Origin of the sequence: Pseudomonas brassicacearum, from assembly GCF_000585995.1 — a bacterium.
In the GTDB taxonomy this organism is placed as follows: domain Bacteria; phylum Pseudomonadota; class Gammaproteobacteria; order Pseudomonadales; family Pseudomonadaceae; genus Aquipseudomonas; species Aquipseudomonas brassicacearum_A.
Window position 1 is genome coordinate 597,674 of sequence record NZ_CP007410.1, and the last position, 26,047, is coordinate 623,720.

20 protein-coding genes and 1 pseudogene are annotated in these 26,047 nt (G+C 61.8%); 15 read left to right on the forward strand and 6 right to left on the reverse strand.

Annotated elements, in window-relative coordinates; all coding sequences use genetic code 11:
• The first annotated feature begins 41 nt into the window (after nucleotides 1-41).
• Together thiC and cytX are read left to right on the forward strand one after the other, a co-directional pair.
• Entirely contained in the window at nucleotides 42-1,931 is a 1,890-nt protein-coding gene (thiC, locus tag CD58_RS02535) for a phosphomethylpyrimidine synthase ThiC (protein WP_025211519.1), read from the forward strand.
• A 170-nt stretch (nucleotides 1,932-2,101) separates the two neighbouring features.
• Nucleotides 2,102-3,394, forward strand: a complete 1,293-nt coding sequence (gene cytX, locus CD58_RS02540) for a putative hydroxymethylpyrimidine transporter CytX (RefSeq protein ID WP_025211520.1) — start codon at nucleotides 2,102-2,104, stop codon at nucleotides 3,392-3,394.
• Here the strand turns inward: cytX and CD58_RS02545 are convergent.
• Complete coding sequence (locus CD58_RS02545) at nucleotides 3,363-4,109, reverse strand: DUF3298 domain-containing protein (protein WP_025211521.1); 747 nt, start codon at nucleotides 4,107-4,109, stop codon at nucleotides 3,363-3,365. The genes cytX and CD58_RS02545 overlap by 32 nt on opposite strands.
• A gap of 214 nt (nucleotides 4,110-4,323) precedes the next feature.
• Here CD58_RS02545 and CD58_RS02550 point away from each other — a divergent pair, with 214 nt between their 5' ends.
• The 10 genes and pseudogenes from CD58_RS02550 to CD58_RS02595 all read left to right on the forward strand — a co-directional run bounded on the left by CD58_RS02550 (nucleotide 4,324) and on the right by CD58_RS02595 (nucleotide 15,314).
• Nucleotides 4,324-4,941 carry an NUDIX domain-containing protein gene (locus CD58_RS02550; RefSeq protein WP_025211522.1) on the forward strand — a complete coding sequence of 206 codons (618 nt, stop codon included), beginning with the start codon at nucleotides 4,324-4,326 and terminating at the stop codon, nucleotides 4,939-4,941.
• A complete protein-coding gene (locus CD58_RS02555; RefSeq protein ID WP_003186471.1) occupies nucleotides 4,932-5,384 on the forward strand; it encodes a DUF1249 domain-containing protein in 453 nt (150 codons plus the stop codon). The genes CD58_RS02550 and CD58_RS02555 overlap by 10 nt, the downstream gene beginning before the upstream one ends.
• 123 nt (nucleotides 5,385-5,507) lie before the next feature.
• Nucleotides 5,508-6,322: pseudogene (gene cpdA / locus CD58_RS02560) on the forward strand (3',5'-cyclic-AMP phosphodiesterase).
• Nucleotides 6,323-7,218: 896 nt separating this feature from the next.
• A complete protein-coding gene (locus CD58_RS02565) occupies nucleotides 7,219-7,578 on the forward strand; it encodes a DUF6124 family protein (RefSeq protein ID WP_025211523.1) in 360 nt (119 codons plus the stop codon).
• A 515-nt stretch (nucleotides 7,579-8,093) separates the two neighbouring features.
• A complete protein-coding gene (locus CD58_RS02570) occupies nucleotides 8,094-8,702 on the forward strand; it encodes a YqiA/YcfP family alpha/beta fold hydrolase (protein ID WP_025211524.1) in 609 nt (202 codons plus the stop codon).
• A gap of 41 nt (nucleotides 8,703-8,743) precedes the next feature.
• Nucleotides 8,744-10,648 (forward strand): DNA topoisomerase IV subunit B, encoded by a 1,905-nt coding sequence (gene parE, locus CD58_RS02575; RefSeq protein ID WP_025211525.1) that lies wholly within the window; start codon nucleotides 8,744-8,746, stop codon nucleotides 10,646-10,648.
• Complete coding sequence (locus tag CD58_RS02580) at nucleotides 10,648-11,634, forward strand: esterase-like activity of phytase family protein (protein ID WP_025211526.1); 987 nt, start codon at nucleotides 10,648-10,650, stop codon at nucleotides 11,632-11,634. The genes parE and CD58_RS02580 overlap by 1 nt, the downstream gene beginning before the upstream one ends.
• Nucleotides 11,631-12,152 carry a retropepsin-like aspartic protease family protein gene (locus tag CD58_RS02585; RefSeq protein ID WP_025211527.1) on the forward strand — a complete coding sequence of 174 codons (522 nt, stop codon included), beginning with the start codon at nucleotides 11,631-11,633 and terminating at the stop codon, nucleotides 12,150-12,152. The genes CD58_RS02580 and CD58_RS02585 overlap by 4 nt, the downstream gene beginning before the upstream one ends.
• A 10-nt stretch (nucleotides 12,153-12,162) precedes the next feature.
• The gene (gene parC, locus CD58_RS02590; protein ID WP_025211528.1) at nucleotides 12,163-14,427 is read left to right on the forward strand and encodes a DNA topoisomerase IV subunit A; all 2,265 of its coding nucleotides are present in this window, start codon (nucleotides 12,163-12,165) and stop codon (nucleotides 14,425-14,427) included.
• A 179-nt stretch (nucleotides 14,428-14,606) separates the two neighbouring features.
• A complete protein-coding gene (locus CD58_RS02595; protein WP_025211529.1) occupies nucleotides 14,607-15,314 on the forward strand; it encodes a PqiC family protein in 708 nt (235 codons plus the stop codon).
• A gap of 376 nt (nucleotides 15,315-15,690) precedes the next feature.
• On the opposite strand, the gene CD58_RS02600 is transcribed toward CD58_RS02595, so the two are convergent.
• Nucleotides 15,691-17,205, reverse strand: a complete 1,515-nt coding sequence (locus CD58_RS02600) for an AhpA/YtjB family protein (protein WP_025211530.1) — start codon at nucleotides 17,203-17,205, stop codon at nucleotides 15,691-15,693.
• A 133-nt stretch (nucleotides 17,206-17,338) separates the two neighbouring features.
• Between CD58_RS02600 and serB the strand changes: the two genes are divergently transcribed.
• Nucleotides 17,339-18,553, forward strand: a complete 1,215-nt coding sequence (gene serB, locus CD58_RS02605; protein WP_025211531.1) for a phosphoserine phosphatase SerB — start codon at nucleotides 17,339-17,341, stop codon at nucleotides 18,551-18,553.
• Between the two features lie 170 nt (nucleotides 18,554-18,723).
• On the opposite strand, the gene CD58_RS02610 is transcribed toward serB, so the two are convergent.
• The 4 genes from CD58_RS02610 to CD58_RS02625 all read right to left on the reverse strand — a co-directional run bounded on the left by CD58_RS02610 (nucleotide 18,724) and on the right by CD58_RS02625 (nucleotide 23,956).
• Nucleotides 18,724-20,484, reverse strand: coding sequence for a hypothetical protein (locus CD58_RS02610; RefSeq protein ID WP_025211532.1), 1,761 nt, complete (start codon nucleotides 20,482-20,484; stop codon nucleotides 18,724-18,726).
• Between the two features lie 195 nt (nucleotides 20,485-20,679).
• On the reverse strand, nucleotides 20,680-21,540 hold the full coding sequence (asd, locus tag CD58_RS02615; protein ID WP_025211533.1) for an archaetidylserine decarboxylase: 861 nt from the start codon (nucleotides 21,538-21,540) through the stop codon (nucleotides 20,680-20,682).
• Between the two features lie 19 nt (nucleotides 21,541-21,559).
• On the reverse strand, nucleotides 21,560-22,375 hold the full coding sequence (locus CD58_RS02620; protein ID WP_025211534.1) for a rhodanese-like domain-containing protein: 816 nt from the start codon (nucleotides 22,373-22,375) through the stop codon (nucleotides 21,560-21,562).
• Between the two features lie 42 nt (nucleotides 22,376-22,417).
• Nucleotides 22,418-23,956, reverse strand: coding sequence for an HDOD domain-containing protein (locus tag CD58_RS02625; RefSeq protein ID WP_025211535.1), 1,539 nt, complete (start codon nucleotides 23,954-23,956; stop codon nucleotides 22,418-22,420).
• Between the two features lie 167 nt (nucleotides 23,957-24,123).
• Here CD58_RS02625 and motA point away from each other — a divergent pair, with 167 nt between their 5' ends.
• Both motA and motB read left to right on the forward strand, forming a co-directional pair.
• On the forward strand, nucleotides 24,124-24,975 hold the full coding sequence (gene motA / locus CD58_RS02630) for a flagellar motor stator protein MotA (protein WP_025211536.1): 852 nt from the start codon (nucleotides 24,124-24,126) through the stop codon (nucleotides 24,973-24,975).
• Between the two features lie 3 nt (nucleotides 24,976-24,978).
• Nucleotides 24,979-26,016 (forward strand): flagellar motor protein MotB, encoded by a 1,038-nt coding sequence (gene motB, locus CD58_RS02635; RefSeq protein WP_025211537.1) that lies wholly within the window; start codon nucleotides 24,979-24,981, stop codon nucleotides 26,014-26,016.
• The last annotated feature ends 31 nt before the right edge of the window (nucleotides 26,017-26,047 follow it).

The following is a 26,047-nucleotide window of genomic DNA, read 5'->3' on the forward strand; positions in this document are numbered from 1 at the left end:
ACAAAAATCCACTGCCTGGATGTGTGTCTGGAGAGCCCGTGATGACGACAAAAGCAAAAAACGCGACCAACCTCAGCGATTCGGCCAAGGTCGATGAGCAATCGGTCCAGCCCTTTACCCGCTCGCAAAAAATCTATGTCCAGGGCAGTCGCCCGGACATCCGCGTGCCCATGCGCGAAATCAGCCTCGACGTGACCCCCACCGACTTCGGCGGCGAAATCAACGCGCCAGTGGTGGTGTATGACACGTCGGGCCCGTACACCGACCCGAACGTGATCATCGACGTGCGCAAAGGCCTGGCCGATGTGCGTTCTTCGTGGATCGAAGCCCGTGGCGACACCGAACGCCTGGCGGGCCTGAGTTCCAACTTCGGTCAGGAACGCCTGGCCGATCCCGAACTGACCAAGCTGCGCTTCGCCCATGTGAATAACCCACGTCGTGCCAAGCCGGGCGCCAACGTCAGCCAGATGCACTACGCGCGCAAAGGCATCATCACCGCCGAGATGGAATACGTTGCCATCCGCGAAAACATGAAGCTGGAAGTGGCCCGCGCCGCCGGCCTGCTGGACCAGCAACACGCCGGCCACAGCTTCGGCGCCAGCGTGCCGAAAGTCATCACCCCGGAATTCGTACGCGATGAAATCGCCCGTGGCCGCGCGATCATCCCGGCCAACATCAACCACACCGAACTGGAACCGATGATCATCGGCCGTAACTTCCTGGTGAAGATCAACGGCAACATTGGCAACAGTGCCCTGGGTTCGTCCATCGAAGAAGAAGTGGCGAAATTGACCTGGGGCATCCGCTGGGGCTCGGACACGGTCATGGACCTGTCCACCGGCAAGCACATCCATGAAACCCGCGAATGGATCATCCGCAACTCGCCAGTGCCGATTGGCACCGTGCCGATCTACCAGGCCCTGGAAAAAGTCGGCGGCGCGGCCGAAGACCTGACCTGGGAGCTGTTCCGCGACACGCTGATCGAACAGGCCGAACAGGGCGTCGACTACTTCACCATCCACGCCGGCGTGCTGCTGCGCTACGTGCCGCTGACCGCCAAGCGCGTCACCGGTATCGTCAGCCGGGGTGGTTCGATCATGGCCAAGTGGTGCCTGGCGCACCATAAAGAAAACTTCCTCTACACTCACTTCGAAGACATCTGCGAAATCATGAAGGCCTACGACGTCAGCTTCTCGCTGGGCGATGGCCTGCGTCCCGGCTCGATTGCCGACGCCAACGACGAAGCGCAGTTCGGTGAGCTGGAAACCCTCGGCGAGTTGACCAAGATTGCCTGGAAGCACGACGTGCAATGCATGATCGAAGGCCCGGGCCACGTGCCGATGCAGTTGATCAAAGAGAACATGGACAAGCAGCTCGAGTGCTGCGACGAAGCGCCGTTCTACACCCTGGGCCCACTGACCACCGACATCGCGCCGGGCTACGACCACATCACCTCCGGTATCGGTGCGGCGATGATCGGCTGGTTCGGTTGCGCCATGCTCTGCTACGTGACCCCGAAAGAACACTTGGGGCTGCCGAACAAGGATGACGTCAAGACCGGGATCATCACCTACAAGATCGCCGCCCACGCGGCCGACTTGGCCAAAGGTCACCCCGGCGCGCAGATCCGCGACAACGCCTTGAGCAAGGCGCGCTTCGAGTTCCGCTGGGAAGACCAGTTCAACCTTGGCCTGGACCCGGACACCGCCCGTTCGTACCACGACGAAACCCTGCCGAAGGACTCGGCCAAGGTCGCGCATTTCTGCTCGATGTGCGGGCCGAAATTCTGCTCGATGAAAATCACCCAGGAAGTGCGCGAGTACGCGGCCAACCAGCGCATTGAAGCGGTGGATGTCGATGTCGCCCAGGGCTTGGCGGAGCAGGCTGAGCGGTTCAAGCAGGAAGGTAGTCAGCTTTACAAGAAAGTGTGATGTGAGCCCAAGGTGGCGGTGATTTCACCGCCGCCTTCGCGAGCAAGCCCGCTCCCACAGTAGATCGTTGGTGTACGCAGCTTTTGTGTTCACAGCAGATCCATTGTGGGAGCGGGCTTGCTCGCGAAGGCGATCATCAGAACAACAAATATTCCTCTGAGATAACACTCTTGAACATCCAACCCAGCACCTACTCCCCAGACACCGCCGTCCCCCTGGACAAACGCGTCTTCGGCGCCCGCGATCTGTTTTCCCTGTGGTTCTCCCTCGGCATCGGTTTGATGGTCTTGCAGGTCGGCGCCTTGCTCGCGCCGGGTCTGGGCCTGAGTGGTTCGTTGCTGGCAATTTTCCTCGGTACGCTGGTGGGCGTCCTGCTGCTGGCGGCGGTCGGCGTGATCGGCAGCGACACCGGCCTGTCGGCCATGGCCGCCCTCAAGCTCAGCCTCGGCGGCAAGGGCGCGAGCGTGCCAGCGGTACTGAACCTGTTGCAACTGATCGGCTGGGGCTCGTTCGAAATCATCGTCATGCGCGATGCGGCGAGCCTGCTCGGCGCGCGGGCCTTCAGTGAAGGCAGCCTGGGGGCGAATCCGTTGCTATGGACACTGTTCTTCGGTGCCCTGGCGACCCTGCTCGCGGTGAGCGGCCCACTGACTTTCGTGCGTAAAATCCTGCGTAAGTGGGGCATCTGGCTGCTGCTGGCGGCGTGTATCTGGTTGACCTGGAACCTGTTCGCCAAGGCTGACCTGGCGGCGTTGTGGGCCCAGGCGGGCGACGGTTCGATGCCGCTGGCGGTGGGATTCGATATTGCGATTGCCATGCCGTTGTCCTGGCTGCCGCTGATCGCCGACTACTCACGTTTCGGCCAGCGCGCCAAAAACGTCTTCGGCGGCACTGCCGTGGGTTTCTTTATCGGTAATTTCTGGCTGATGAGCCTGGGCGTGGCCTACACCCTGGCGTTCGCGCCGAGCGGTGAAGTCAACGCGTTGCTGCTGGCCCTGGCCGGTGCCGGGCTGGGCATTCCGTTACTGCTGATTCTGCTGGACGAGTCGGAAAACGCCTTTGCCGATATTCATTCGGCGGCGGTGTCCAGCGGCATGTTGTCGGGGCTGAAGGTCGAGCACCTGGCGTTGGCGATTGGCGTCATCTGTACCTTGATCGCCTGCTTCGCACCGTTGGCGCAGTACCAGAACTTCCTGTTGCTGATCGGCTCGGTGTTCGCGCCGCTGTTCGGCGTGGTGCTGGTGGACCACTTCATCCTGCGCAAGCGCAGCAGCCAGGTGGTGTCAGCCGCGTTGCGCTGGCCGGCCCTGTTGGCGTGGCTGGGTGGGGTGAGCACTTATCATTTGCTGGCCAACCTCTATCCGGATGTCGGTGCAACCCTGCCGTCACTGATTCTGGCAGGTTTGCTGCAACTGTTGCTGGGCCGAGCCTTCAGCTACGGCCGGGGAACAGCTCGGGCTTGAGGATGCCATTGAGGCGAGGATAGGCGATCTTCAGTTCGATATGACCCAAGGCGTATGGCGCGATGGTGCTCACTTCGTACTTGAGGATCACCCCGCCGTAGGTCAGTGCCACGTTCGGGGTTTTCTGGAACGACCACTGTTTCAGGAACTCCGGTTCCTGATCCAGTTTGGTGCTGATCAGCCAGCTGTTGTGCGCAACCTGGGCGGCTTTCCAGAAGGCCTCTTCCTGGCCTGGCAGCAGCATGTCCGACAACGTCAGTACCTTGTGCTGTGGGCGCGAATAGTTGATGAAACCGCGCCCCGGCGTACCGTGGGGTCCACCGGTGTCCAGGTAGCTGGACAGTTCGATGATCACCAAGCCGTCATGCTGCTCACGTACCTTGGCTTGTAAATAGCTGCTGTTGCCCGGTGCGGCGCTGCGCAAAAACTGTTCGCGATAGGCGGACAGCGTTGGCGCCACTGGGGCGCCCGGGGTGGAACGGGCCAATTCCAGCAGGCGTTTTTCGACAATGCCGTCCAGGGTCGGCTCGGCGGGAAAGCGCAGGGTGTCGATGTTCACTAAGGGGCAGTCGGCGCTGGCGCAGCCGGGTTGCAATTGCTCCGAGGCATCGCGGGTGGTTTCCAGCGGTGCGCGGTAGTTGGGTGCGAACAGACTTTGGCAGGCGCCCAGGGTCAGGGCAATGGCGGCCACGGAGGCAGTTTTGAAAAGCGACATGGGCGTCCTTCATGAAACAGGGAAAGGCGAAAAGTTACCCGCTTCGACTGTCAGCAGGACAATCAGTTCGCCACTAAGCTCATTAGAGTTCTTTCACCTTCTGCCGTCCATCTCGATGAGTGGAAAGGGGCTGCATCAAAGGGTATCGCCGCGTTAGGATGGCGCGAAGCCGAGGTTGGAACCTCGTATTGATCGACTGTAAACGAGGATTGTCATGACCGATTTCGCCAACGCCACACCGAGCACCGTGGACATCGTCAAGCGCGAGAGCTGCTACCAGGGCTTCTACAAGCTCGATCGCGTCCACTTGCGCCACGAGTTGTTCGCCGGTGGCATGAGCCGTGAAATCAGCCGGGAATTGTTCGTGCGTCATGACGCGGTGTGCGTGTTGCCCTACGATCCGCAACGCGATGAAGTGGTGTTGATCGAACAGTTTCGTGTCGGCGCCATTGGCAAGGCCACCAACCCTTGGCTGGTGGAGTTGGTGGCCGGCCTGATCGACAAGGACGAACAACCGGAAGAAGTTGCTCATCGCGAAGCGCAGGAGGAAGCTGGGCTTGTCTTCGCCGCCCTTTGGCCGATGACCAAGTATTTTCCATCGCCGGGCGGCAGCGATGAATTCGTACATTTGTATCTGGGGCGTTGCGACAGCACAGGGGCAGGCGGGCTGCATGGCCTGCTGGAGGAAGCCGAGGATATCCGCGTCAAGGTCTGGTCCTTCGAGGATGCCCTGCAAGCTGTGCGCGACGGAAAAATCTGCAATGCACCGAGCATCATCGCCCTGCAATGGCTGGCCTTGAATCGCGAGGAAGTGAGGGGGCTATGGTCCTGAACAAGCTGCGCGATCGCTATCGTGTCGATCTGGTGGGGTTGCAGGCGGCCTGCGAGGCCAACTACGCCCGCCTGATGCGCCTGTTGCCGGACATGCGCAACGACCCGGCACCACGGCGCATCGCCGTGACCCACGGCGACCAGATGCTCGGCGTGCTGGCCCTCGAAGTGCTGCAGACTTGCCCCTACACCACGACCTTGCAGGTGCGCCAAGAGCACAGCCTGCCCTGGTTGCCGGTGCCGCAGCTGGAGGTCCAGGTCTATCACGATGCGCGCATGGCCGAAGTCGTGAGCGCCGAACATGCACGACGCTTTCGCGGCATCTATCCTTATCCCAATGCGTCAATGCACCAGCCGGACGAAAAGGCCCAGTTGAATCTGTTCCTGGGTGAATGGCTGAGTCATTGCCTGGCGCTGGGCCACGAGTTCGAAGTCGTTCGGTAGTTGTCTTTCAAATACTGGACACTGGTTGTGAACCGGTTCCGGTTCGCGGGTTTCCCCTTTCGATCTTCCCCAGCATAATTGCGGCGTCATCCAACGGCGTGAGTGCGCCTGGGAGAGAGCGATTTGCCGAACGTATCCATCCTGACCACCGCCGATGCTGCGTTGCTGGTCCAGCTGTCCGACAGTCACCTGTTTGCCGAGGCCGAGGGTTCGTTGCTGGGCATGAATACCCGTGACAGCCTGCGGGCGGTCGTCGACCTGGTGCTCAAGCAGCAGCCGAAGATCGACCTGATGCTGGCTACGGGGATTTGTCCCAGGACGGAACGCTGGAGTCCTATGAGGCGTTTCGGCAGATGAGTGGGCGAATCGAAGCGCCGGCGCGCTGGATTCCAGGTAATCATGATGAGCCGCAGGTCATGCTGGAGGCGGCGGTCCAGAGTACGCTGCTCGATCCGGTGGTGGATGTTGGCAACTGGCGCATCACCCTGTTGGATTCCGCCGTGCCGGGGTCGGTGCCGGGGTTTTTGGCTGAGGAGCAATTGATTCTGTTGGCGAATGCCTTGAGTGAGGCGCCGGAGCGGCATCATCTGGTTTGTCTGCATCATCATCCGGTGTCGATTGGGTGTGAGTGGATGGAGCCTATTGGGTTGCGTAATCCGGAAGCTTTGTTTGCGGTGTTGGATCGGTTTCCTCAGGTGCGCGCTGTTCTGTGGGGGCATGTGCATCAGGAGGTTGACCGGGTGCGTGAGGGGGTTCGGTTGTTGGCTTCGCCTTCGACCTGCATTCAGTTTGAGCCGGGGAGTGAGGATTTTGCGGTGGGCTCGCAGGCGCCGGGGTATCGGTGGTTGCGGCTTTGGCCGGATGGGCGGTTGGAGACGGGGGTTGAGCGGGTGGTTGGGTTTGCTTTTACTCCGGACTATGAGTCCGACGGGTATTGAGTTCGGCCCAACTGTGGGAGCGAGCTTGCTCGCGATGGCGGTCTGATTGAGTACATATCCATTTCTGCGGTAACGGCTACTGGCGGTTCCGCTCTTACAGCGGCTCACTTTTGAGAAGCGCAAAAGTAAGCAAAACGCTTTTGCCCCACCACTCGGTGCCTCGCCTAGGCTCGGCATGCCCGAACGAAGGCATTGCTCCGTGGGCCCGCCGCGAAGGGCCATCCATGGCCCAGCGCAGCTATCCCGGCATCCATGCCGGGATGCCCACTGCGCAATACCTGCGTTCGGCCAGCGTGGTTAAAGGGGCGCCGAGATCAACGTCCACCGCGAGGCGGCCTTATAGCCGACCTGGCTCTTTTGTCGTACTCCGATCCAATTGTGGGAGCGGGCTTGCTCGCGAAGACGGCGGCACATGCAATGCTGATGCAAGCTGACCCACCGCTTTCGCGAGCAAGCCCGCTCCCACAGTGGATCGCAGGTGTACACAGATCTTGTGGCACAGCAGGTCCATTGTGGGAGCGAGCTTGCTCGCGATGGCGGCCTGACAGCCGACCAGGGTTTGTGGGAATGGTCGGACACACTTTCTGATTCAAGTAGATTTTTCCGACGAGTTCTGGCGGTTGCCGGGTGGGAAGGGCTGTCGCTAACCTTTTCCCGTCGCTGCCAATTCAGCGGCCGGGCCTGGAAACCCGATAAGTGAGCATGCAACAGCGCGCCACATGAGATACTGCATCGCTTTTTTGCGTGTGCAGTTCTGCGTTATGGCGGCTGTGCGCGGGAGACTTTCGAGTCTGCCGGGTTTGCTCCTTACTCCGGTTTTCCAGCCCGCGCATAGCTGCCACCTTCTCGCCTGGAAACGGGAAGTGGCGGCTCCATTACGCCAAAGGAGCTGCACTATGTTCAAAGCCACACCCAATCCCCCCGAAACCGATCCCACCTCAGCCCACGCCGGGCTCGATCCCCTAAAACTCGATGAAGCCGCCAAACGCGCCATCGACCACTATCTCGACCCCAAACCTCAAGCCAAAAAGAAACAGCCCCCAGGTCAACTGTTCACCGTCGTGGACGGCATCGACACCGAAAGCCTGCTGGCCAACCTCAGCGAAACCCTGGCCTCAGCCAATGCCATGGTCAGCGACCTTGCCTTCGACCTGGAAGGCTCGCGACGCCATGTTGCCCTTGGCATTCAGCAACTGATCGAGCTGGGCGCTTTATTGGCAAATCGGATGCTGGACAACGTCAATACACAACCCTGACCACACCGCGCGCAAAAGCGAGCAAGCTCGCTCCCACTGGAGAAACGCGATCACCCAAAACCAGGCCGGCTCTCAGGCCGCCTCGCGTCGGACGTTGATCTCGGCGCCCCATTAACCACGCTGGCCGAACGCAGGCATTGCGCAGTGGGCATCCCGGCATGGATGCCGGGATAGCTGCGCTGGGCCATGGATGGCCCTTCGCAGCGGGCCCACGGAGCAATGCCGGAGTGAGGGCACACCGAGCCTAGGCGAGGTGCCGAGTGGTGGGGCAAAAGCGCTTTGGTTACTTTCGCGCTTTTTCGAAAGTGACCCGCCGTCAGGGCGGAACCCTAAGTGGCCGTTACCGCAGAAATGGATATGTACCCAATCCAGCTGAAGGGGGCCGCTTCGCGCCCCAGCGGGGATAAATCCCCTCGCCACAGGGTTTTGTGTTGTCTTGGATGCACAGATCACCCCCAAACCCCCACAAACTCCCTGTAAACTCCGGCCTTTGCCCAACACCCAGGGAGTCGGCAATGTCGGGTTCTATCCTTTATATCCACGGCTTCAACAGCGCCCCAGCATCGACCAAAGCCAGTCAGCTGATCAAAGTAATGGCGCAATTGGGCCTGAGCGACCACCTACAAGTCCCAGCCCTGCACCACCACCCCCGCCAAGCCATCGGTCAGCTGGAACAGGCGATTGCACAACAGGGCCGGCCGCTGCTGGTCGGCAGCTCGCTCGGCGGCTACTATGCGACTCACTTGGCCGAACGCCACGGCCTCAAGGCGCTGTTGATCAACCCTGCCGTCAGCCCGCATCGGATGTTTGACGGTTACCTGGGCACGCAGAAGAATTTGTACACCGACGAAACCTGGGAATTGACCCACGACCACGTCACGGCCCTGGCCGAACTGGACGTGCCGGCGCCCCAGGATCCGCAGCGGTTTCAGGTGTGGTTGCAAACCGGTGACGAAACGCTGGATTATCGCCACGCCCAACAGTATTACCGCGCCTGTGCCTTGCGCATCCAGGCCGGCGGCGACCACAGTTTCCAAGGGTTTGCCCAGCAGTTGCCGGCGCTGTTGAGTTTTGCCGGCATTGGCGCCGATTTGTACCAGGCGATCGACTTCACGTCGCTGTGAGCCATCGCCCCTTTTTCATTGAACACTGACGACGAGACCCCATGGCCACTCCCAGCGCTAGCTCTTATAACGCAGACGCCATCGAAGTCCTCTCGGGCCTCGACCCGGTGCGCAAGCGCCCCGGCATGTACACCGACACCAGTCGGCCGAACCACCTTGCCCAGGAAGTCATCGACAACAGTGTCGACGAAGCCTTGGCCGGGCATGCGAAGTCGGTGCAGGTCATCCTGCACGCCGATCACTCGCTGGAAGTCAGCGATGACGGCCGCGGCATGCCGGTGGACATACACCCTGAAGAAGGCGTGTCGGGCGTCGAGCTGATCCTCACCAAGCTCCACGCGGGCGGCAAGTTTTCCAACAAGAACTACCAGTTCTCCGGCGGTTTGCATGGGGTGGGTATTTCCGTGGTCAACGCCTTGTCGAACCAGGTGCGGGTGCGGGTCAAGCGTGACGGCAACGAATACCAGATGACCTTTGCCGATGGCTACAAGGCCACCGAGCTGGAAGTGATCGGCACCGTCGGCAAGCGCAACACCGGCACCAGCGTGTATTTCGCGCCGGACCCGAAGTATTTCGATTCGCCGAAGTTTTCCGTCAGCCGCCTCAAGCACGTGCTCAAGGCCAAGGCCGTGTTGTGCCCGGGGTTGTTGGTCAGTTTCGAGGACAAGGCCACTGGCGAGAAAGTCGAGTGGCATTACGAAGACGGGCTGCGCTCTTACCTGGTGGACGCGGTCAGCGGTTTCGAACGCCTGCCCGACGAGCCGTTCTGCGGCAGTCTGGCCGGTAACAAGGAAGCGGTGGACTGGGCGCTGTTGTGGCTGCCCGAAGGGGGCGAAAGCGTCCAGGAAAGCTACGTCAACCTGATCCCTACGGCCCAGGGCGGTACCCACGTCAACGGCTTGCGCCAGGGCCTGCTCGATGCCATGCGTGAGTTCTGCGAATTCCGCAACCTGCTGCCTCGTGGCGTGAAGCTGGCGCCGGAAGACGTTTGGGAACGCATCGCCTTCGTGCTGTCGATGAAGATGCAGGAACCGCAATTCTCCGGCCAGACCAAGGAACGCCTGTCGTCCCGTGAGGCGGCGGCGTTTGTTTCCGGGGTGGTCAAGGACGCGTTCAGCCTGTGGCTCAACGCCAACCCGGAGACTGGCCTGGCCCTGGCGGAACTGGCGATCAACAACGCCGGCCGTCGTCTCAAGGCGAGCAAGAAGGTCGAGCGCAAGCGCATCACCCAGGGGCCGGCCTTGCCGGGCAAGCTCGCCGATTGCGCCGGGCAGGACCCGATGCGTTCCGAGCTGTTCCTGGTGGAGGGTGACTCCGCCGGTGGTTCGGCCAAGCAGGCGCGGGATAAAGAGTTCCAGGCGATCCTGCCGCTGCGGGGCAAGATCCTCAACACCTGGGAAGTGGACGGCAGCGAAGTGCTGGCCAGCCAGGAAGTGCATAACATCGCCGTGGCCATCGGGGTCGACCCGGGCGCCGCCGACATGAGCCAGTTGCGCTACGGCAAGATCTGCATCCTCGCCGACGCCGACTCCGACGGCCTGCACATCGCTACTTTGCTCTGCGCCTTGTTCGTCCAGCATTTCCGCCCGTTGGTGGACGCTGGTCACGTCTACGTCGCGATGCCGCCGCTGTACCGGATCGACTTGGGCAAAGAGATCTACTACGCCCTGGACGAAGCCGAGCGTGATGGCATCCTCGATCGTCTGGTGGCCGAGAAGAAACGCGGCAAGCCACAGGTCACCCGATTCAAGGGCCTGGGTGAAATGAACCCGCCGCAACTGCGCGAAACCACCATGGACCCGAACACCCGTCGCCTGGTGCAACTGACCCTGGATGATTTCGAAGCGACGTCGGAAATGATGGACATGCTGTTGGCGAAGAAACGTGCCGGCGATCGCAAGTCCTGGCTCGAATCCAAAGGGGACCTGGCCGAGGTGCTGGCCTGATGCGCAACGGTTTCGCCCTGGCGTTGTGGCTGTGGGCGGGGGTGGTTGTCGCCGGGCCGGCGCCGGAACTGAAGTTGCTGTCCGAACACGCCGTCGATGGCATGCGCGGTGGCAATCTGTCCGGGCTGGCCTTGTGCGGCAGCGAAATGTGGACGGTCTCTGATCGCGACGATGATCGGATCTACCGCCTCACGCCTTCTGATGCACGGGTCTGGCCGGCAGAAGCGGTGGATATCGACGTGCCTGAGGTGCCCGACAGCGGTTTGCCCTGGGGCTTGCGTTCCCGGACCTGGGCGATGTCGTTCCTGCGTGGCGGAGAACTGGATTTCGAAGGCATCAGTTGCGACAGCGCCGGCAACCGTTATGTGGTCAGTGAGTCCCATGCCGCGGTGTTGCAGGTGCCGCCGTCGGGCCCCGTGTCCTGGTTGAAAATCGCCCCGACCATGATCCGCCAGGCCCGGGGCAGCGGCATGTTGTTGCATTTCAATGCCTTGTTCGAAGGCCTGGCGATCAACCCGGCCGGCGATCAGCTGTGGCTGGCGGCGGAGCGCGAGCGTCGCGGTCTGTTGCAGATCAAGCGCCAGCAGACGGTGTGGGACTGCGATGGCAATTGTGTGTTGCTGAGCGAAGCCGGGCGGGAGATGCAGCCGGCGCAGTTCCCCAAGGCCAAGGCGGTTTCGCGGGATTTCGCTGACCTGTCATTGTTCAATGGCAAGCTGTTTACCCTGGAACGCAACGCCTATCAGATCTGCCGGCGTGACCTGCAGACTGCCCAGGTCGAGCGTTGCTGGTCGTTCGCCGCCGAGGCGTTGCAAGACAATCGGCGTTATTCACAGGACTATGGCCTGGCCGAGGCGTTGATCGTGAACGCCGAGGGCGCCTGGATCGGCCTGGACAACAACGACGGTGCGCGCGCCGACGGCGAACGGCGGCCGATCATTTGGCGCTTCGCCACGCCGGACGGTGGTTGGAGCGCCTCGCCATGAGCCAGTCGCCGCCGGGCAAGCGCGCCGGCCGGGTGCTGATGATCGTGGCCTGGTGCGCGGCGCTATTCCTGGCAACGCGGTTTTTTGCCCAATGGGAGCAGCGTCAGCAGAACCCCAACACCGAGGTGTATTCGCAAAGAGGCGAAGGGTTTATCGAGGTGAAGCTGGTCGACAATACACAGGGGCATTTCGTCGCCAGCGGCCAGATCAATGGCCAGCCGGTGGACTTCATGCTCGATACGGGCGCCACCGACGTGGCTATCCCGGTTGAGCTAGCCGAGCGCCTCAAGCTGGAAAAAGGTTTCGGCGTGACATTGAGTACCGCCAACGGTTTGAGCGAGGGCTATCGCACCCGCATCGACCGGCTGCAATTGGGCGATATCGTCTTGCGCGATGTGCGTGCCCTGGTGGCGCCAGGCCTGGGTGGCACGCAAGTGCTGCTGGGCATGAGCGCCCTGAACAAACTTGAATTTACCCAGCGCGACGGCACCATGCTGCTGCGCCAGACAACGAACTGATGAGGCCCGCATGAGCGACATTCTTGCAGACAGCTTAGACGGCGTAGAACGCCGATCGCTGGCTGACTTCACCGAAAATGCCTACCTCAATTACTCCATGTACGTGATCATGGACCGTGCCTTGCCGCACATTGGCGACGGTTTGAAGCCGGTCCAGCGACGGATCATCTATGCCATGAGTGAGCTGGGGCTGGACGCCGACTCCAAGCACAAGAAATCGGCGCGCACCGTCGGTGACGTGCTCGGTAAGTTCCACCCCCACGGCGACTCGGCCTGCTACGAAGCCATGGTGCTGATGGCCCAGCCCTTCAGCTACCGCTACACCCTGGTGGACGGGCAGGGGAACTGGGGTGCGCCGGACGATCCCAAGTCCTTTGCGGCCATGCGTTATACCGAGGCACGTCTGTCGCGCTATTCCGAAGTGCTGCTCAGCGAACTGGGCCAGGGCACCGCGGACTGGGGGCCGAACTTCGACGGCACTCTCGACGAACCCCTGGTGTTGCCGGCACGTTTGCCGAATATTCTCCTCAATGGCACCACCGGCATCGCCGTGGGCATGGCCACTGACGTGCCGCCTCACAACCTGCGGGAGGTGGCCACGGCGTGCGTGCGGCTGCTGGACGAGCCGAAAGCCACGGTGGAACAGCTCTGCGAACATATCCAGGGCCCGGACTACCCGACCGAAGCAGAAATCATCACGCCGCGCGCCGACCTGCTGAAAATCTACGAGACCGGCCGTGGTTCGGTGCGCATGCGCGCCGTGTATCACATCGAAGACGGCGACATCATCGTCACGGCGCTGCCGCACCAGGTGTCCGGAGCCAAGGTGATGGAACAAATTGCCGCGATGATGCAGGCAAAGCCGTCGAAAGCCCCGCAAGTTGCCGACTTGCGCGATGAATCCGATCACGAAAACCCGTGCCGCCTCGTGATCATCCCGGTCAACAGCCGGGTCGACCATGACGCGTTGATGCAGCACCTGTTCGCCAGCACCGACCTGGAGTCCAGCTACCGGGTCAACATCAATATCATCGGCCTGGACGGCAAGCCGCAGCTGAAAAACCTGCGGGCATTGCTGGTGGAATGGCTGGAGTTCCGAGTCAAAACAGTGCGCCGGCGCCTGCAGTTCCGCCTGGACAAGGTCGAGCGTCGCCTGCACCTGTTGGACGGCTTGCTGATTGCCTACCTCAACCTGGATGAAGTAATCCATATCATCCGGACCGAGGAACACCCCAAGGCCAGCCTGATCGCACGCTTTGCCCTGAGCGAAATCCAGGCCGACTACATCCTCGACACCCGCCTGCGACAGTTGGCGCGGTTGGAAGAGATGAAGCTGCGGGCCGAGCAGGATGAATTGCTTAAAGAGCAGGCCAAGCTGCAAGCCCTGCTGGGCAGCGAAGCCAAGCTCAAGAAGCTGGTGCGCACTGAATTGCTCAAGGACGCCGAAACCTACGGCGACGACCGTCGCTCGCCAATCGTCGAGCGCGCCGAAGCCAAGGCCCTGACTGAGCACGATCTGCTGCCGAACGAGAAAGTCACCGTCGTACTGTCGGAAAAAGGTTGGGTGCGCTCGGCCAAGGGTCATGATATTGACGCGACGGGGCTTTCCTACAAGGCCGGGGACGGCTTCAAGGCCCTGGCGGCTGGGCGTTCCAACCAGTTTGCGGTGTTCGTCGACTCCACCGGGCGCAGCTATTCGGTACCGGCCCACACCTTGCCATCGGCACGCGGCCAGGGCGAGCCGCTGACCGGTCGATTAACTCCGCCACCGGGTGCAACTTTTGAATGCGTGCTGATGCCTGATGATGATGGGCTGTACGTTATTGCATCGGATGCGGGTTACGGCTTCGTGGTCAAGGGTGAGGATCTGCAAGCCAAGAACAAGGCGGGCAAGGCGTTGTTGAGCCTGCCGAACAACGCCAAGGTCATTGCGCCGCGGCCGGTCAGTGATCGCGAGAGCAATTGGCTGGCGTCGGTAACCACCGAAGGCCGGTTGCTGGTCTTCAAGATCAGCGACTTGCCGCAGTTGGGTAAAGGCAAGGGCAACAAGATTATTGGTATTTCCGGCGAACGGGTGGCCAGTCGTGAGGAATATGTCACGGATATTGCAGTGATACCGGAAGGCGCCACGCTTGTGCTACAGGCAGGCAAGCGTACGCTTTCGTTGAAGGCAGACGATCTTGAACATTACAAAGGTGAACGCGGTCGGCGGGGTAATAAGCTTCCAAGGGGTTTTCAGCGGGTCGATGCACTGCTCGTCGAAAACTTGAATTAGGCGTGCTAGAGGGCTTGGTCTGCGATTAAAAGCCGCAGGCCGATGCTTTCGCGCTGGAGTCGCGGCGCATATTCACGGATGATAGGCCCTTTCAAGCGCCGGCGTGGCCGAGCGTTCTTCATAATGACCAAGTTTTTTTTCACTGTGGTAAGCCTTGTGGCCGCCACCTGGACGGGACGATGACTGCTCTGCGCCTTCCTATTTTGTGGCTCGCTGGCCTGCTTGGCCTGGCGGGCTGCAGCGTCAATCAGCCTGTGTCGCTGTATCAACTCGACAGCGGCACCCCGGCCCAGCCTGCGCAAAGCGCTGGCATGGCGGTTTTGCTGGGCCCGGTGTTGATCGCCGACTACCTGCAACGCGAAACTTTATTGCAACGCCAGCCGGACGGCAGCCTGCAGGCTGCTGCTGACGGCCGTTGGGCCGGCAGCCTGTCCTCGGACATCGACCAGTTGCTGCTGCGTCAGGTGGCGGGGCATCTGGACAGCCAGCGCGTCGTATTGGCGCCGGCCACCCAAGGCTTTACGCCGGATGTCCAGGTACTGCTGTCGATCACCCGGCTGGACTCGGGCAAATCGCAACCGGCGGTGCTCGATGCGCAATGGCGACTGATCGATCGCCGCGGCAAGGTGCGTGAGAACCGCATCGTGCACCTGCAAGAGCAGCATGCCGGCACTACTGCGGCGCAGGTCCAGGCCCAAGGCGTGCTGCTGCAACGCCTGGCCGAGCAGCTGTCCGTGTCGCTCAAACCACTCGCCAACCAGCCTCCAGTGGCCGAAGCTCCGCGTAAGGCGGCTCCGAGCCAGGCTAAGCCCGCTGAGCCGGAAAAGTCCCCGAAGATCCCGATGGCCTTGCCGATTCGTACGGATATGGAAGTGTTCAGGTTCTGACGGTTGGACTGCAAACAAGACAAAGCCCGCGCTGATGCGGGCTTTGTTGTTTCTGCCAGTTGGATCTCTGGTGCCTGGACCGGCCCTATCGCGAGCAAGCTCGCTCCCACATTCAATCTCCAGTGAACCCAGATATTCTGTAGACCATGAAGATCTCCTGTGGGAGCGAGCTTGCTCGCGATGAGGCCAGTGCAGGCAACAAAAAGCCCGCAGACAATCACTCATCTCCCACATTCAATCTCCAGTGAACCCAGATTCTGTAGACCATGAAGATCTCCTGTGGGAGCGAGCTTGCTCGCGATGAGGCCAGTGCAGGCAACAAAAAGCCCGCAGACAATCACTCATCTGCGGGCTTCGTTATTTCAGGCCCCGGGACTCAGGCCTGGCGCTCATGCATCCGGGCCAGTTGTCGTTCCAGCATCGACGGATAAGGCTCCATCAGGCGCTCCACGCAGCACGCACCTTCGGGGCTGGCGATGGGGCGGATGCGGGCGCGTTGGCGGATCAGCGCATTGTCGTTGATCTTGCGCTCCACCAGCAGCAGGTTGCGGCTGTGTTGCGACAGGGCCAGGGCGTCCTGGGCGGTTTCGGTCAGCAACAGGTCGATCTGGCTCAGGCCGAACAGCCCATCGCCCAGGGTCAGCCCCAGCTGCAATTGCAGGGTGATGCCGCTGTCGGCGACTTCGATCTGCAACTGATGGCCCAGGGCTCGCAGCAATTCACCGCAGCAAATGGCGTTGGTCAGGTAGTCGTCACCGCTGTCCTCGGTGTGGAACAACATCAGGGTGCTACCGTCATTCAGGGTGTGCAATTCGCCTTGATAAAGCGATGCGGCCTGGTCGAGGCAGTCGCGGTAGCGTTCGAGCAGTTCCTTCAGGCGCGCTTGAGGCAGGCGACGCAATTGCTCCTGGGCGCCCAATTGCACCGCCAGCACGGCGCTGTGCTGTGGCTGGTCAGAGGCGACGGGCCTGGCGATCGGTTGCGGCTCCCCGGCAATCGACTCGTCCCGCAGGTCGGCAAAGGCGTCGTCGTCTTCATCGTCTTCAGCCGTGCGCACCACGTGGCGAGGCGCCGGTTTGGAGGCGGGCATCGGCTGGCTTTCGTCGAAGCCCGGATCGCGCAGGTTGCGTACTTCGAAGCCTGGCTCGGCATCGTCGTCTGCGTAGTCGATGTCTTCAGGCTCCGGCACGGGCTCGGGTTCCGGCGCGAAGCTGGCGTGCAGTTGCCGGGCCAGATCGCCGATTTCGTCCTGGCGCTGGGTGGCCGGGGTGTGTTCGTCGATGTCCCGCAGCCAGACGCGCAGTTGCAACAGCGGCGTGGAGATGTGCCGGCCCAGGCGCAGGCTCAGGGCCAATGCCAGCGCCAGCAGGATCGCGCTGAGGATGCCCATGCTTTGCAGGCTGATGGTCATCGGTTGCTGGAACTGGTCCATGTCCAGGCTGATGCGCAGTTGCCCGGCGGTCACGTCCTGGAAGGTGATCTTGCTCTGGTACATGCCGCCGGACTCGCCCAGCAGGCCGGGCTTGGGACGCTGGCCGGCCTCGGCGAGGATGCGGTTGTCCACGCTGTAGATGGCGGCGTGGGCCACCAGCTTGTTCTTGGTCAGGTTGTTGAGCAGCACGTTGAGGCTGAGGATGTCGTTGGACACCAACAGCTCGGTGGCGGACGTGGCGGTCTGGGTGGTCAGGCTCTCACCCAGGGCATCGGCCTGCTCATGCATGGCCTGCTTGAACTGCAGGCCCATCACGCAGGCATAGATGACCAGGGCCAGTGCGACCAGGATCACGTTATGGCTGGCAATGCGCAATGCAATCGGCACACGACGGTGGCGCAGTGCACGGAAGATCAGCAGGAAGAAGTTGTCGGTTTTGACTGGCGTGGGCCGGTTCACTGAGCTCGGCTCTTTGTCCGTGAAATTGACGCGCAGTATAGCGACAGCCCCATGACCGGCAAAGCACTGGCGGTGCCCGATGGTCACTGAATGTGGGTAGAATGCGGTTTTTTTCCACCTGCGGGGGTGCGCCTTGCGCGAAATCGTCCTGATAAACATCACTGGCAGTGACCGTCCGGGTCTGACTGCGGCCATTACCGGCGTTCTGGCCCAGGGTGGTGTGAACATTCTCGACATCGGTCAGGCGGTGATCCACGACACGCTGTCGTTCGGCATCCTGGTCGAGATCCCGGACGCCGAACAAGGCAAGTCGGTGCTCAAGGACATCCTGTTCACGGCCTACAAGCTCGACCAGCAGGTGCGTTTCACCCCGGTGTCCGAAGCCGATTACCAGCAGTGGGTGGCCGGCCAAGGCAAGAAGCGTCATATCGTTACCCTGTTGACCCGCAAGGTCACCGCCGAGCAATTGCAGCGCGTCAGTTCGATCACCGCCAAATATGACCTGAACATCGATCACATCGATCGCTTGTCCGGGCGCATGCCGTTGGATACCCCGGATGACAAGGGCAAGGGCTGCATCGAGTTTTCCGTGCGTGGCGAGCCGGCGGATCCCCAGGCGTTGCGCGCCGAATTCCTGAGCGTGGCCCAGGAGCTGAACGTCGACATCGCGTTCCAGGAAGACTCGCTGTTCCGTCGCAACCGTCGACTGGCGGTGTTCGACATGGATTCGACGCTGATCGAAGCCGAAGTCATCGACGAACTGGCCAAGGCTGCTGGCGTCGGCGACAAGGTATCGGCCATCACTGAGCGAGCCATGGCCGGTGAACTGGACTTTCGCGCCAGCTTCAAGGAGCGCCTGGCGCTGCTCAAGGGGCTGGACGTCAGCGTGCTGGACTCGATCGGCGCCTCCCTGCGCCTGACCGAAGGCGCCGAGACGCTGTTCGCCGAACTCAAGCGCCTGGGTTACAAGACCGCCATCCTGTCTGGCGGCTTCACCTACTTCGCCAAGCAACTGCAGGCAAAGCTCGGCATCGACTACGTGTTCGCCAATGAACTGGAAGTGGTGGACGGCAAGGTGACCGGCGTGGCCGTCGAGCCGATCGTCGATGCCCAGCGCAAGGCCGACCTGCTGCGTGAACTGGCCGAGAAGGAAGGCTTGCGCCTGGAGCAGACCATTGCCGTGGGCGACGGTGCGAACGACTTGCCGATGCTGGCCATCGCCGGTTTGGGCGTGGCGTTCCGGGCCAAGCCGTTGGTCAAGCAGTCGGCCAGGCAGGCGATTTCAACCCTGGGGTTGGATGGGGTGTTGTATCTGTTGGGGTTCAGGGATCGGGACGGGCAGCTCTGAGCCCTCCATCGATTTGAAGTGAGCGCTCTTGTGGCGAGGGAGCTTGCTCCCGCTGGCCTGCGCAGCAGGCCCGATGCGGTCAGCCTGACACACCTGGGTGGCAGGTTTTAGGGCCGCTTCGCGGCCCAGCGGGAGCAAGCTCCCTCGCCACAAAGGTTGTATGTTGCTGTCTAGAGCGACTTCCACAACGAATCGAAATTCCCCTCTTGGTCGCCGCCATCCTCGGTGGTACCTGCATCCTCCGGGTGATAAGCGAACTGATTGAAGCTGTGGGTGCTGGTGACCCGCCGGTCCAGGCCTGCTCGCCGCTCCTGGCCGTTGGTATTGATCAACACACGCTGGCCCTCCTGGAAAGGCATGCGGGGGGCGATCATGGTGGCAGGCAGGTCAATGGCGCTGATCTCGGGAAGTAACAGCCCGCGCAAGTAGTGACCGGGCCCAGTCTCTTCCCGGACCAGTTGCAGCCCGCAAGGCTGGGCATGGGGGGCAACCAGTTCGATGCCCATTTGCATGGCGCCATTGCGCACTTGGCGGATCCAGCGCACCACGGCGATGCTCCACGCTTGATCGCTGGTGTCCCGAATGCCGACCATTTCCCCGGCTTGCAGCTGTTCCGGCACCTCTTTCGGCCAGCCGAGGCAGTAACCTCCCGGGCTGTGGTTGATGATCGGCAAATCGTAGGTGGGGAAGTGGTGTTGGTTGTCGGAACTGCTGCCGTCGTCATCGGCCGGGTTGACCGGATACTCGATTTCTTCATAGGGCAACAGATCGCTGTCGCCAGCCGGGGCAGCGTCGAAGGCCTGGCTCCAGGTGTCGCCGGCCTTGGTGGGCGAAGCTTCGAAGCGGGCCTTGCGCGTGGTGGGGTTTTTCAGGATCTCGCTGAAAGAGCGCTCGCCGCCGAGGTAGTAGTGCAGCGCGCTCATGCCCACGCACAGCGTCAGCGTGCCGTTGCCTTCGGTACGCTGGAAACTGCGTTCGGCCGCTTCGCCCCAGGCGGCTTGCAGGTGATGCAAGGTATCGGTGCTCATGCCACCCGGTACCGGCAGGGGGTTATCGGCCGGTTTTTCCAGGTGGGTGGCGATCGCCTGCACCAGCGGCTGCGGATCAAACCCTTGCAGGGTCGGCTGTTGCTCGGCCCTGAATTTTGAGCGATAGCGTGGCCCGACATCCAGTTCCGGCGCGACAGCGAACAGGCCGGTGGCGGTTGCGACCGGGTCCAGCTTGACCCACTGGCTCCAGGATTCCAGGACTTCGGCCAACCGGGCGATCTGGCCCTGGCGCAGTTGATTGCTACGAGAGGCGCCCAGCAGCAGGGCAACGACATAAGTCTGTTCAGCGTTCAACTGATGAACCTGGCTGGCCAGTTCATCGCTGACGCTTTGGTGCTGTAGCCGGTGTTGGCAGGCGATCCGGTACAGCTGATGCAAATCGAGCCACAGCCCTTCGGGGACAGGACTGTACAACTGGGTGACCCGCAGCAGCGTACCGTCGAGGGCATGCATTGCCCGTTGCAACGCGGTGCTCAGCAGTCGGGCCTGGTCCTTGGTGTATTTCGGCGCGATCCGCGCCACGATTTGTTTATAGCCCACGGCCAGATGGGTTTGCAGGGCCTGGCACAGGTTGACGATTTTGCGTGAGCGCTCATCCAGCACGATGGCCTGTTGCAGGAAGTGACGCTCCAGGTGCTTGCAGACGTAATACACCTCGGGTCGCAGCAGTTCGAGCAACTGCAGGCGGTTATCGCTGGGTGTGAGCAACTGGTTGAGTTCGCCAAGGGCCTGATACAGCAAGCGGGCGGTTTCGCCGATGTTGGCCTTGGGCAGGTTGGCGATCCAGCGCTTGAGGTCGCGTGGCGTCGCATCGCAGAACGACAGGCGTGACTGCGTCGGGGTCGGGACGCGCAGTAGCTGGAGAGGGCTGGTCTCATTCATGCCGTGGACGGGCTCCGGCCGAAAATGAAGGGGATGTTTCCAACTCTAGCAGTTGTAGCCGAAAAGAAGTGCCCTATCTATGCTGGATACCCTGTGGGAGCGAGCTTGCTCGCGATGACGCCAGGACAGTCGGTATTGCTGTGACTGTTACATCGCCATCGCGAGCAAGCTCGCTCCCACACGGATGATTTTTACTCAGGCCTTTGGCAGTGCCAGCCCCTGGCCCATCTGCACTGGCGAGCCGGCCACTAGCGTTTCGGCCCATTTCACCTGGTCCGGCCCAAACAGCACGATGGCGGTCGAGCCCAGCTTGAAGCGACCCAGTTCGGCACCTTTTTCCAGGTGGATCGGCGCACGGGCGGCTTCGTCGTAACGGAAGGTCTTGAGTTCACGTTTAGGGGGCGTCACCAGGCCGGCCCAGACGGTTTCGATGGACGCGACGATCATCGCGCCCACCAGCACCACGGCCATCGGCCCGCGCTCGGTGTCGAAAATGCACGCCACGCGCTCGTTACGGGCGAACAGCTCCGGAACGTTTTCAGCGGTGGTCTGGTTGACCGAGAAAATCCGCCCGGGAATATAGACCATTTCCCGCAGGGTGCCGGCCAGCGGCATGTGTACGCGGTGGTAGTCCTTGGGGGAGAGGTAGATGGTGGCGAAGTCACCGCCCATGAACGGCGCCGCGTTGGCCGCGTCACCACCCAGCAGTTCCAGCACGCTGAAGCTGTGGCCCTTGGCCTGGAATACCCGACCGTGCTCGATCGGGCCGAGCTGGCTGACGGCGCCGTCGGCGGGGCTGAGGATCGCGCCCGGGGTTTCGTCCAGCGGGCGGGCGCCGTCTTTCAAGGCCCGGGTGAAGAATGCGTTGAAGTGCTCGTAGGCTGTCAGGTCCTCCACCAGGGCCTGGGACATGTCTACTTGGTAGCGCTTGGCGAACCACTGGGTGAAGGCATTCTTGAACCAGCGCACGCGGCATTCGGCAATGCAGCCGGCCAGCCGCGACAGCAGGTGGTGGGGCAATAGGTACTGAGAGAGGATGAACAAACGGTTTTTCATTAACTGTCCTTAAGAACCTTCAGAGCTCGATAGGGGTGTCGGGGTGGTTGCCCCATTCGCCCCAGGAACCGGCATAGCCTTTGACCCGCGGATAACCGAGTGCCTTGGCCACCAGGTAGGTGAAGCCAGAGCGGTGGTGAGTCTGGCAGTGGGTGATGATTTCTTTGTCCGGCGTGATGCCCAGTTGTTCGAGGATCTGCGGCATATCTTTGCGGATGCGCAGGTTGCGCGCCTGGTCCATGCCGGCCGTCCATTCGAAATTGACCGCGCCGGGAATATGCCCGCCCCTGGCTGCGACCACTTTCTCGCCGGAATATTCCAACGGGCCGCGCGCGTCCCAGATCGCCAGGTCGGCAGCACCGAGACGGCTTTGCAGGTATTCGCGGGTGGCGGTGGGAGCTTCGTGCAACGTCAGGCTCACCGGGCCTGCGACGGGGGCCGGTACCTCAACGGACACCGGCAGGCCTTCGTCCAGCCACGACAGCAGGCCGCCGTCGAGGTAGTGATAGTTCGAGTGACCGATCACGTCCAGCAACCAGATAAAACGCCCGGCCCAGCCGCCGCCTTCATCGTCATAGACCACGTAGACCGCATCCCGGTGATGCCCGAGTTCGCCGAACAGTGCTTCCAGGTCGGCTTTGGCCGGCAACAGGCCCGGTGCCGGCGGCTGGCCGAGCTGGGTGCGCTTGGGGTCGACGAATCGTGCGCCAGGGATGTGCCCGGTGCTGTAGCGGGCGGCGCTGGTCAGGTCTACCAGGATCAGTTCGCGGGCGTCGAGACGCGGCAGCAGCTCGCTCGGCTCGATCACCAGTGGCAAGCCAGAGAAGTCAGGCATGTGAGGTCTCCAGGAGCACAAAGGGAAAGGATTGTACCAAGTTCAGCGGCCGCGGTTGGTAAAGGTATGCAGGGCCCTTTCGATGCATTGCACGGTTTTGCCGAACGCTTGCACGGTCACGTCCGAGAACGGTCCGCCGCCCTGGTCCACCACCACCAGCATGATCACTCGACCGTTGCAGGTCAGCGAGCGCAGCAGCAGGTGCTCGCCCCGGAACAGGCTGCGCAGGCCCGGCGGCAGCAACGCCGAGAATTGGGCATTGTTGTCCGGGTTCAGGCGAACCTGGGCCTGCTGGGCCAGCAGCCGCTGCAAGACCTTGCTCTGATTGATGGGAAAGCTGGTGGCTGCTGCCTCCTTGGGCAGGCCGGCGGTCTGGTGCACGCGCATGCTGGTCTGGCTGCGGTCAGCCATCAGGATCATTACCCGGCGCATCCCGCACGCCACCAGCGCATCCCGTGCCGAGGTGGTCAGGTGCATGGCATTGCTGAAGGGACTCGGTTCCACCAGCAGCGCAGAGCATTGCTTGCGCCACTGGGTCAGGTCTTCGGCACTCGGCGGGGCGGCGGGCAGCAGTCCGGGGTGGATGCGGCGGCTGCCCCAGGGCCAGATCAGCGCCACGGCCGGATGCCAGAGATCGGGCATGGCATCGTGGCGGGCACTGGTGACGGCTTGTTGGTGCAGTTGCTGTTGGACGTCATCCATCGACATCTGCAGATACAAACTGGTGAGATATTGCCAGCGGGCGCTGTTGGGGGAGTCCCAGGCTTGTTGCGCTGAAAGGGCCAGGCCGTTGGCCAGCAGCACGGTATTGGCGGGCTGATTGAGCCAGCGCCGCAGGGTCGGGTCATCGTCCAGGCGATTCTGCTGACGCAGCGGGTGCTCGCTGTCCCGGGCGATGCGGAGCACTTGCACCAGTTCGCGGCGTTCGTTGAGCAGCAGGCGGTAGCCTTGCATTATCCAGATTGGCAGGCGCCAGGTTTCCACCAGCGCCAGGCAGATTTTCAGCAGGCTGACGCCGAACAGTTCGCGCTCGACCTCGCTGGCTGACTGGCCTTTATGGATGACCCGCAGTTCCCACTCTCCCAGCAAGCGCGGGTGAGTCAGGGCCAGTGGCCAGAGCGGTGAGAGAAACAACAGGCTGCCCCAGTGGATGTCTTGCCAAAGCCGCGCCAGACGGCTGGCAAAAAAACCATTGGCCTGTTGCGTCGCGTGTTGGCTGATCAACTGCAGCTGGCGCAGGGCAATGGGTATTTCATGCCCCGGCAACGACGGCAGGCGGGCGAGCAGTTCTTCGGTGCGTTTAAGGCCGAGGCGGTTGATGGCCACTTCGAGATTTTCGGCCGGTTCCGCGAGGCTGCCATGGGTGTGATGGTTGGCTTCGCGAATGACGCTCAGGGCCAGGGCGGGGCTGTCCTGCATCAGTTCGGCGATGTCACGCAACGACCGGCGGCTGTCGGCAAGGGCCTTGCAGACCAGGTCATGACTGGCATGGGGCACAGGCAGGTGCACGCCGTCGAGCAGCTTGACCCAGCCTTCGAGCGTGGTCGGTCGTGGAGTTGGAACCTTCGTTTCGTTAGCCATGGTTGGACGTGATCATCGCAAAGGGTATCTACGCCCGGAACGGGGCAAAATTGGCTTTTCGCCGGAACTGACTATAGTCTGGCGCAGTTTTGCCGATAAGTAGAAGAAGAGATTTTTCAGCTTCCGAATATGACCTTGAACCCGACTTAAATAAGTACTTTCTATCTATGGCTAAAATTATCGGCATCATTGTCGTGTTCGCGAGCGTACTCGGCGGATACGTGCTCTCCCATGGCAAGATTGCCGCCCTGATCCAACCTTTCGAGGTATTGATCATCGGTGGCGCGGCCCTCGGCGCATTCTTGCAGGCCAACCCTGGCTATATGACCATGCACGTGCTCAAGAAATCCCTGGGCATGTTCAGTTCGCGCTTCAGCCACACCTTCTACCTCGAGGTGCTGGGGCTGATCTACGAGATCCTCAACAAGAGCCGCCGCGAAGGCATGATGGCGATCGAAGGCGATATCGAAGACGCCTCCGCCAGCCCGATTTTCGCCAAGTACCCTTCGGTGCTCAAAGACGCCCGCATGACGGCGTTCATCTGCGATTACCTGCGCATCATGTCGTCCGGCAACATGGCTCCCCATGAGCTTGAAGGCCTGTTCGACATGGAGCTGTACAGTCTCAAGGAAGACCTGGAGCACCCCTCCCATGCGGTCACCGGTATCGCCGACGCCATGCCTGGTTTCGGTATCGTCGCGGCGGTATTGGGCATCGTGGTGACCATGGCGTCCCTGGGCGACGGCGACCAGAAGTCCATCGGCCTGCACGTGGGTGCGGCCCTGGTGGGTACCTTCTTCGGTATCTTGGCCGCGTATGGTTTCTTCGGGCCGCTGGCCACCTCCCTGGCCCATGACGCCAAGGAAGAGCTCAATATCTACGAAGCCATCAAGGCTTCCCTGGTGGCCTCGGCCTCGGGCATGCCGCCATCGCTGGCGGTGGAGTTCGGCCGTAAGGTCCTGTACCCGGCGCACCGTCCAAGCTTCGCCGAGCTGGAACAAGCGGTTCGCGGTCGCTAATTTATGGAAAATAACCAGCCGATCATCATCAAGCGCGTCAAGCGCATAGCGGCAGGGCACCACGGGGGCGCCTGGAAAATCGCCTTCGCCGACTTCGCGACGGCGATGATGGCGTTCTTCCTGGTGCTGTGGCTGCTGTCTACCGCGACCCCGGAACAGAAGATCGCCATCGCCGGTTACTTCAAGGACCCGGTCGGTTTTACTGAAAGCGGCACGCCGTACATCATCGACCTGGGTGGTTCACCGACCCTGGCGCCGGACACGACCCTCAACCCTGAAGTCAAATCCGAGCCCCAGCCTGACAAGGTGACGGTGGACTCCGAGCAGGTCGAAGGGATGGCCGAGCAGGTCGAGCGCGAGCGTCTGGAATTGCTGCTGCAAGAGTTGCAGAACAAGGTCGAAGAGAACCCGCAACTGCAGAAATTCAAGGACCAGATCCTGTTCGAAATCACGCCGAACGGCTTGCGCATCCAGATCATGGACGCCGAGAACCGGCCGATGTTCGACTCGGGCAGCGCGCGCCTGAAACCTTATTTCGAAGACATTCTGCTGGCCATGGCCGACACCATCAAAGCGGTGCCGAACAAAATCAGCATCAGCGGTCATACCGATGCCAAGCCCTACGTCGGCAAAGGTGATTTCGGTAACTGGGAACTGTCCGCCAACCGCGCCAATGCGGCCCGTCGCGCCTTGGTGGCCGGCAGTTATCCGGATGAGCAGGTGGCGCGGGTGGTCGGTTATGCGTCCTCGGCGTTGTTCGACCGCAAGGACCCGTTCAATCCGGTCAACCGGCGTATCGATATCGTGGTGTTGACCAAGAAGGCCCAGCAAGCCATCGAAGGTTCGCAAACCGATGATCCGCCGCCGGATCCGGCCCAGGGGCAGGGCGCGCCGGGTGAGGTGCCTGAGACGCCTGGCGCTGCGGCAGATCCGAACGCCTTGCCGGCGGACCAGCAGCCCGTGCCGGCCCATGAGCTGCGCGAACGTCTGAACCTGTTCGATAACGCCGCGCCGAAGCCTCCCGGAACGCCGGCGCAGTGACCCACAAAAAAGCCGACATCATTGTCGGCTT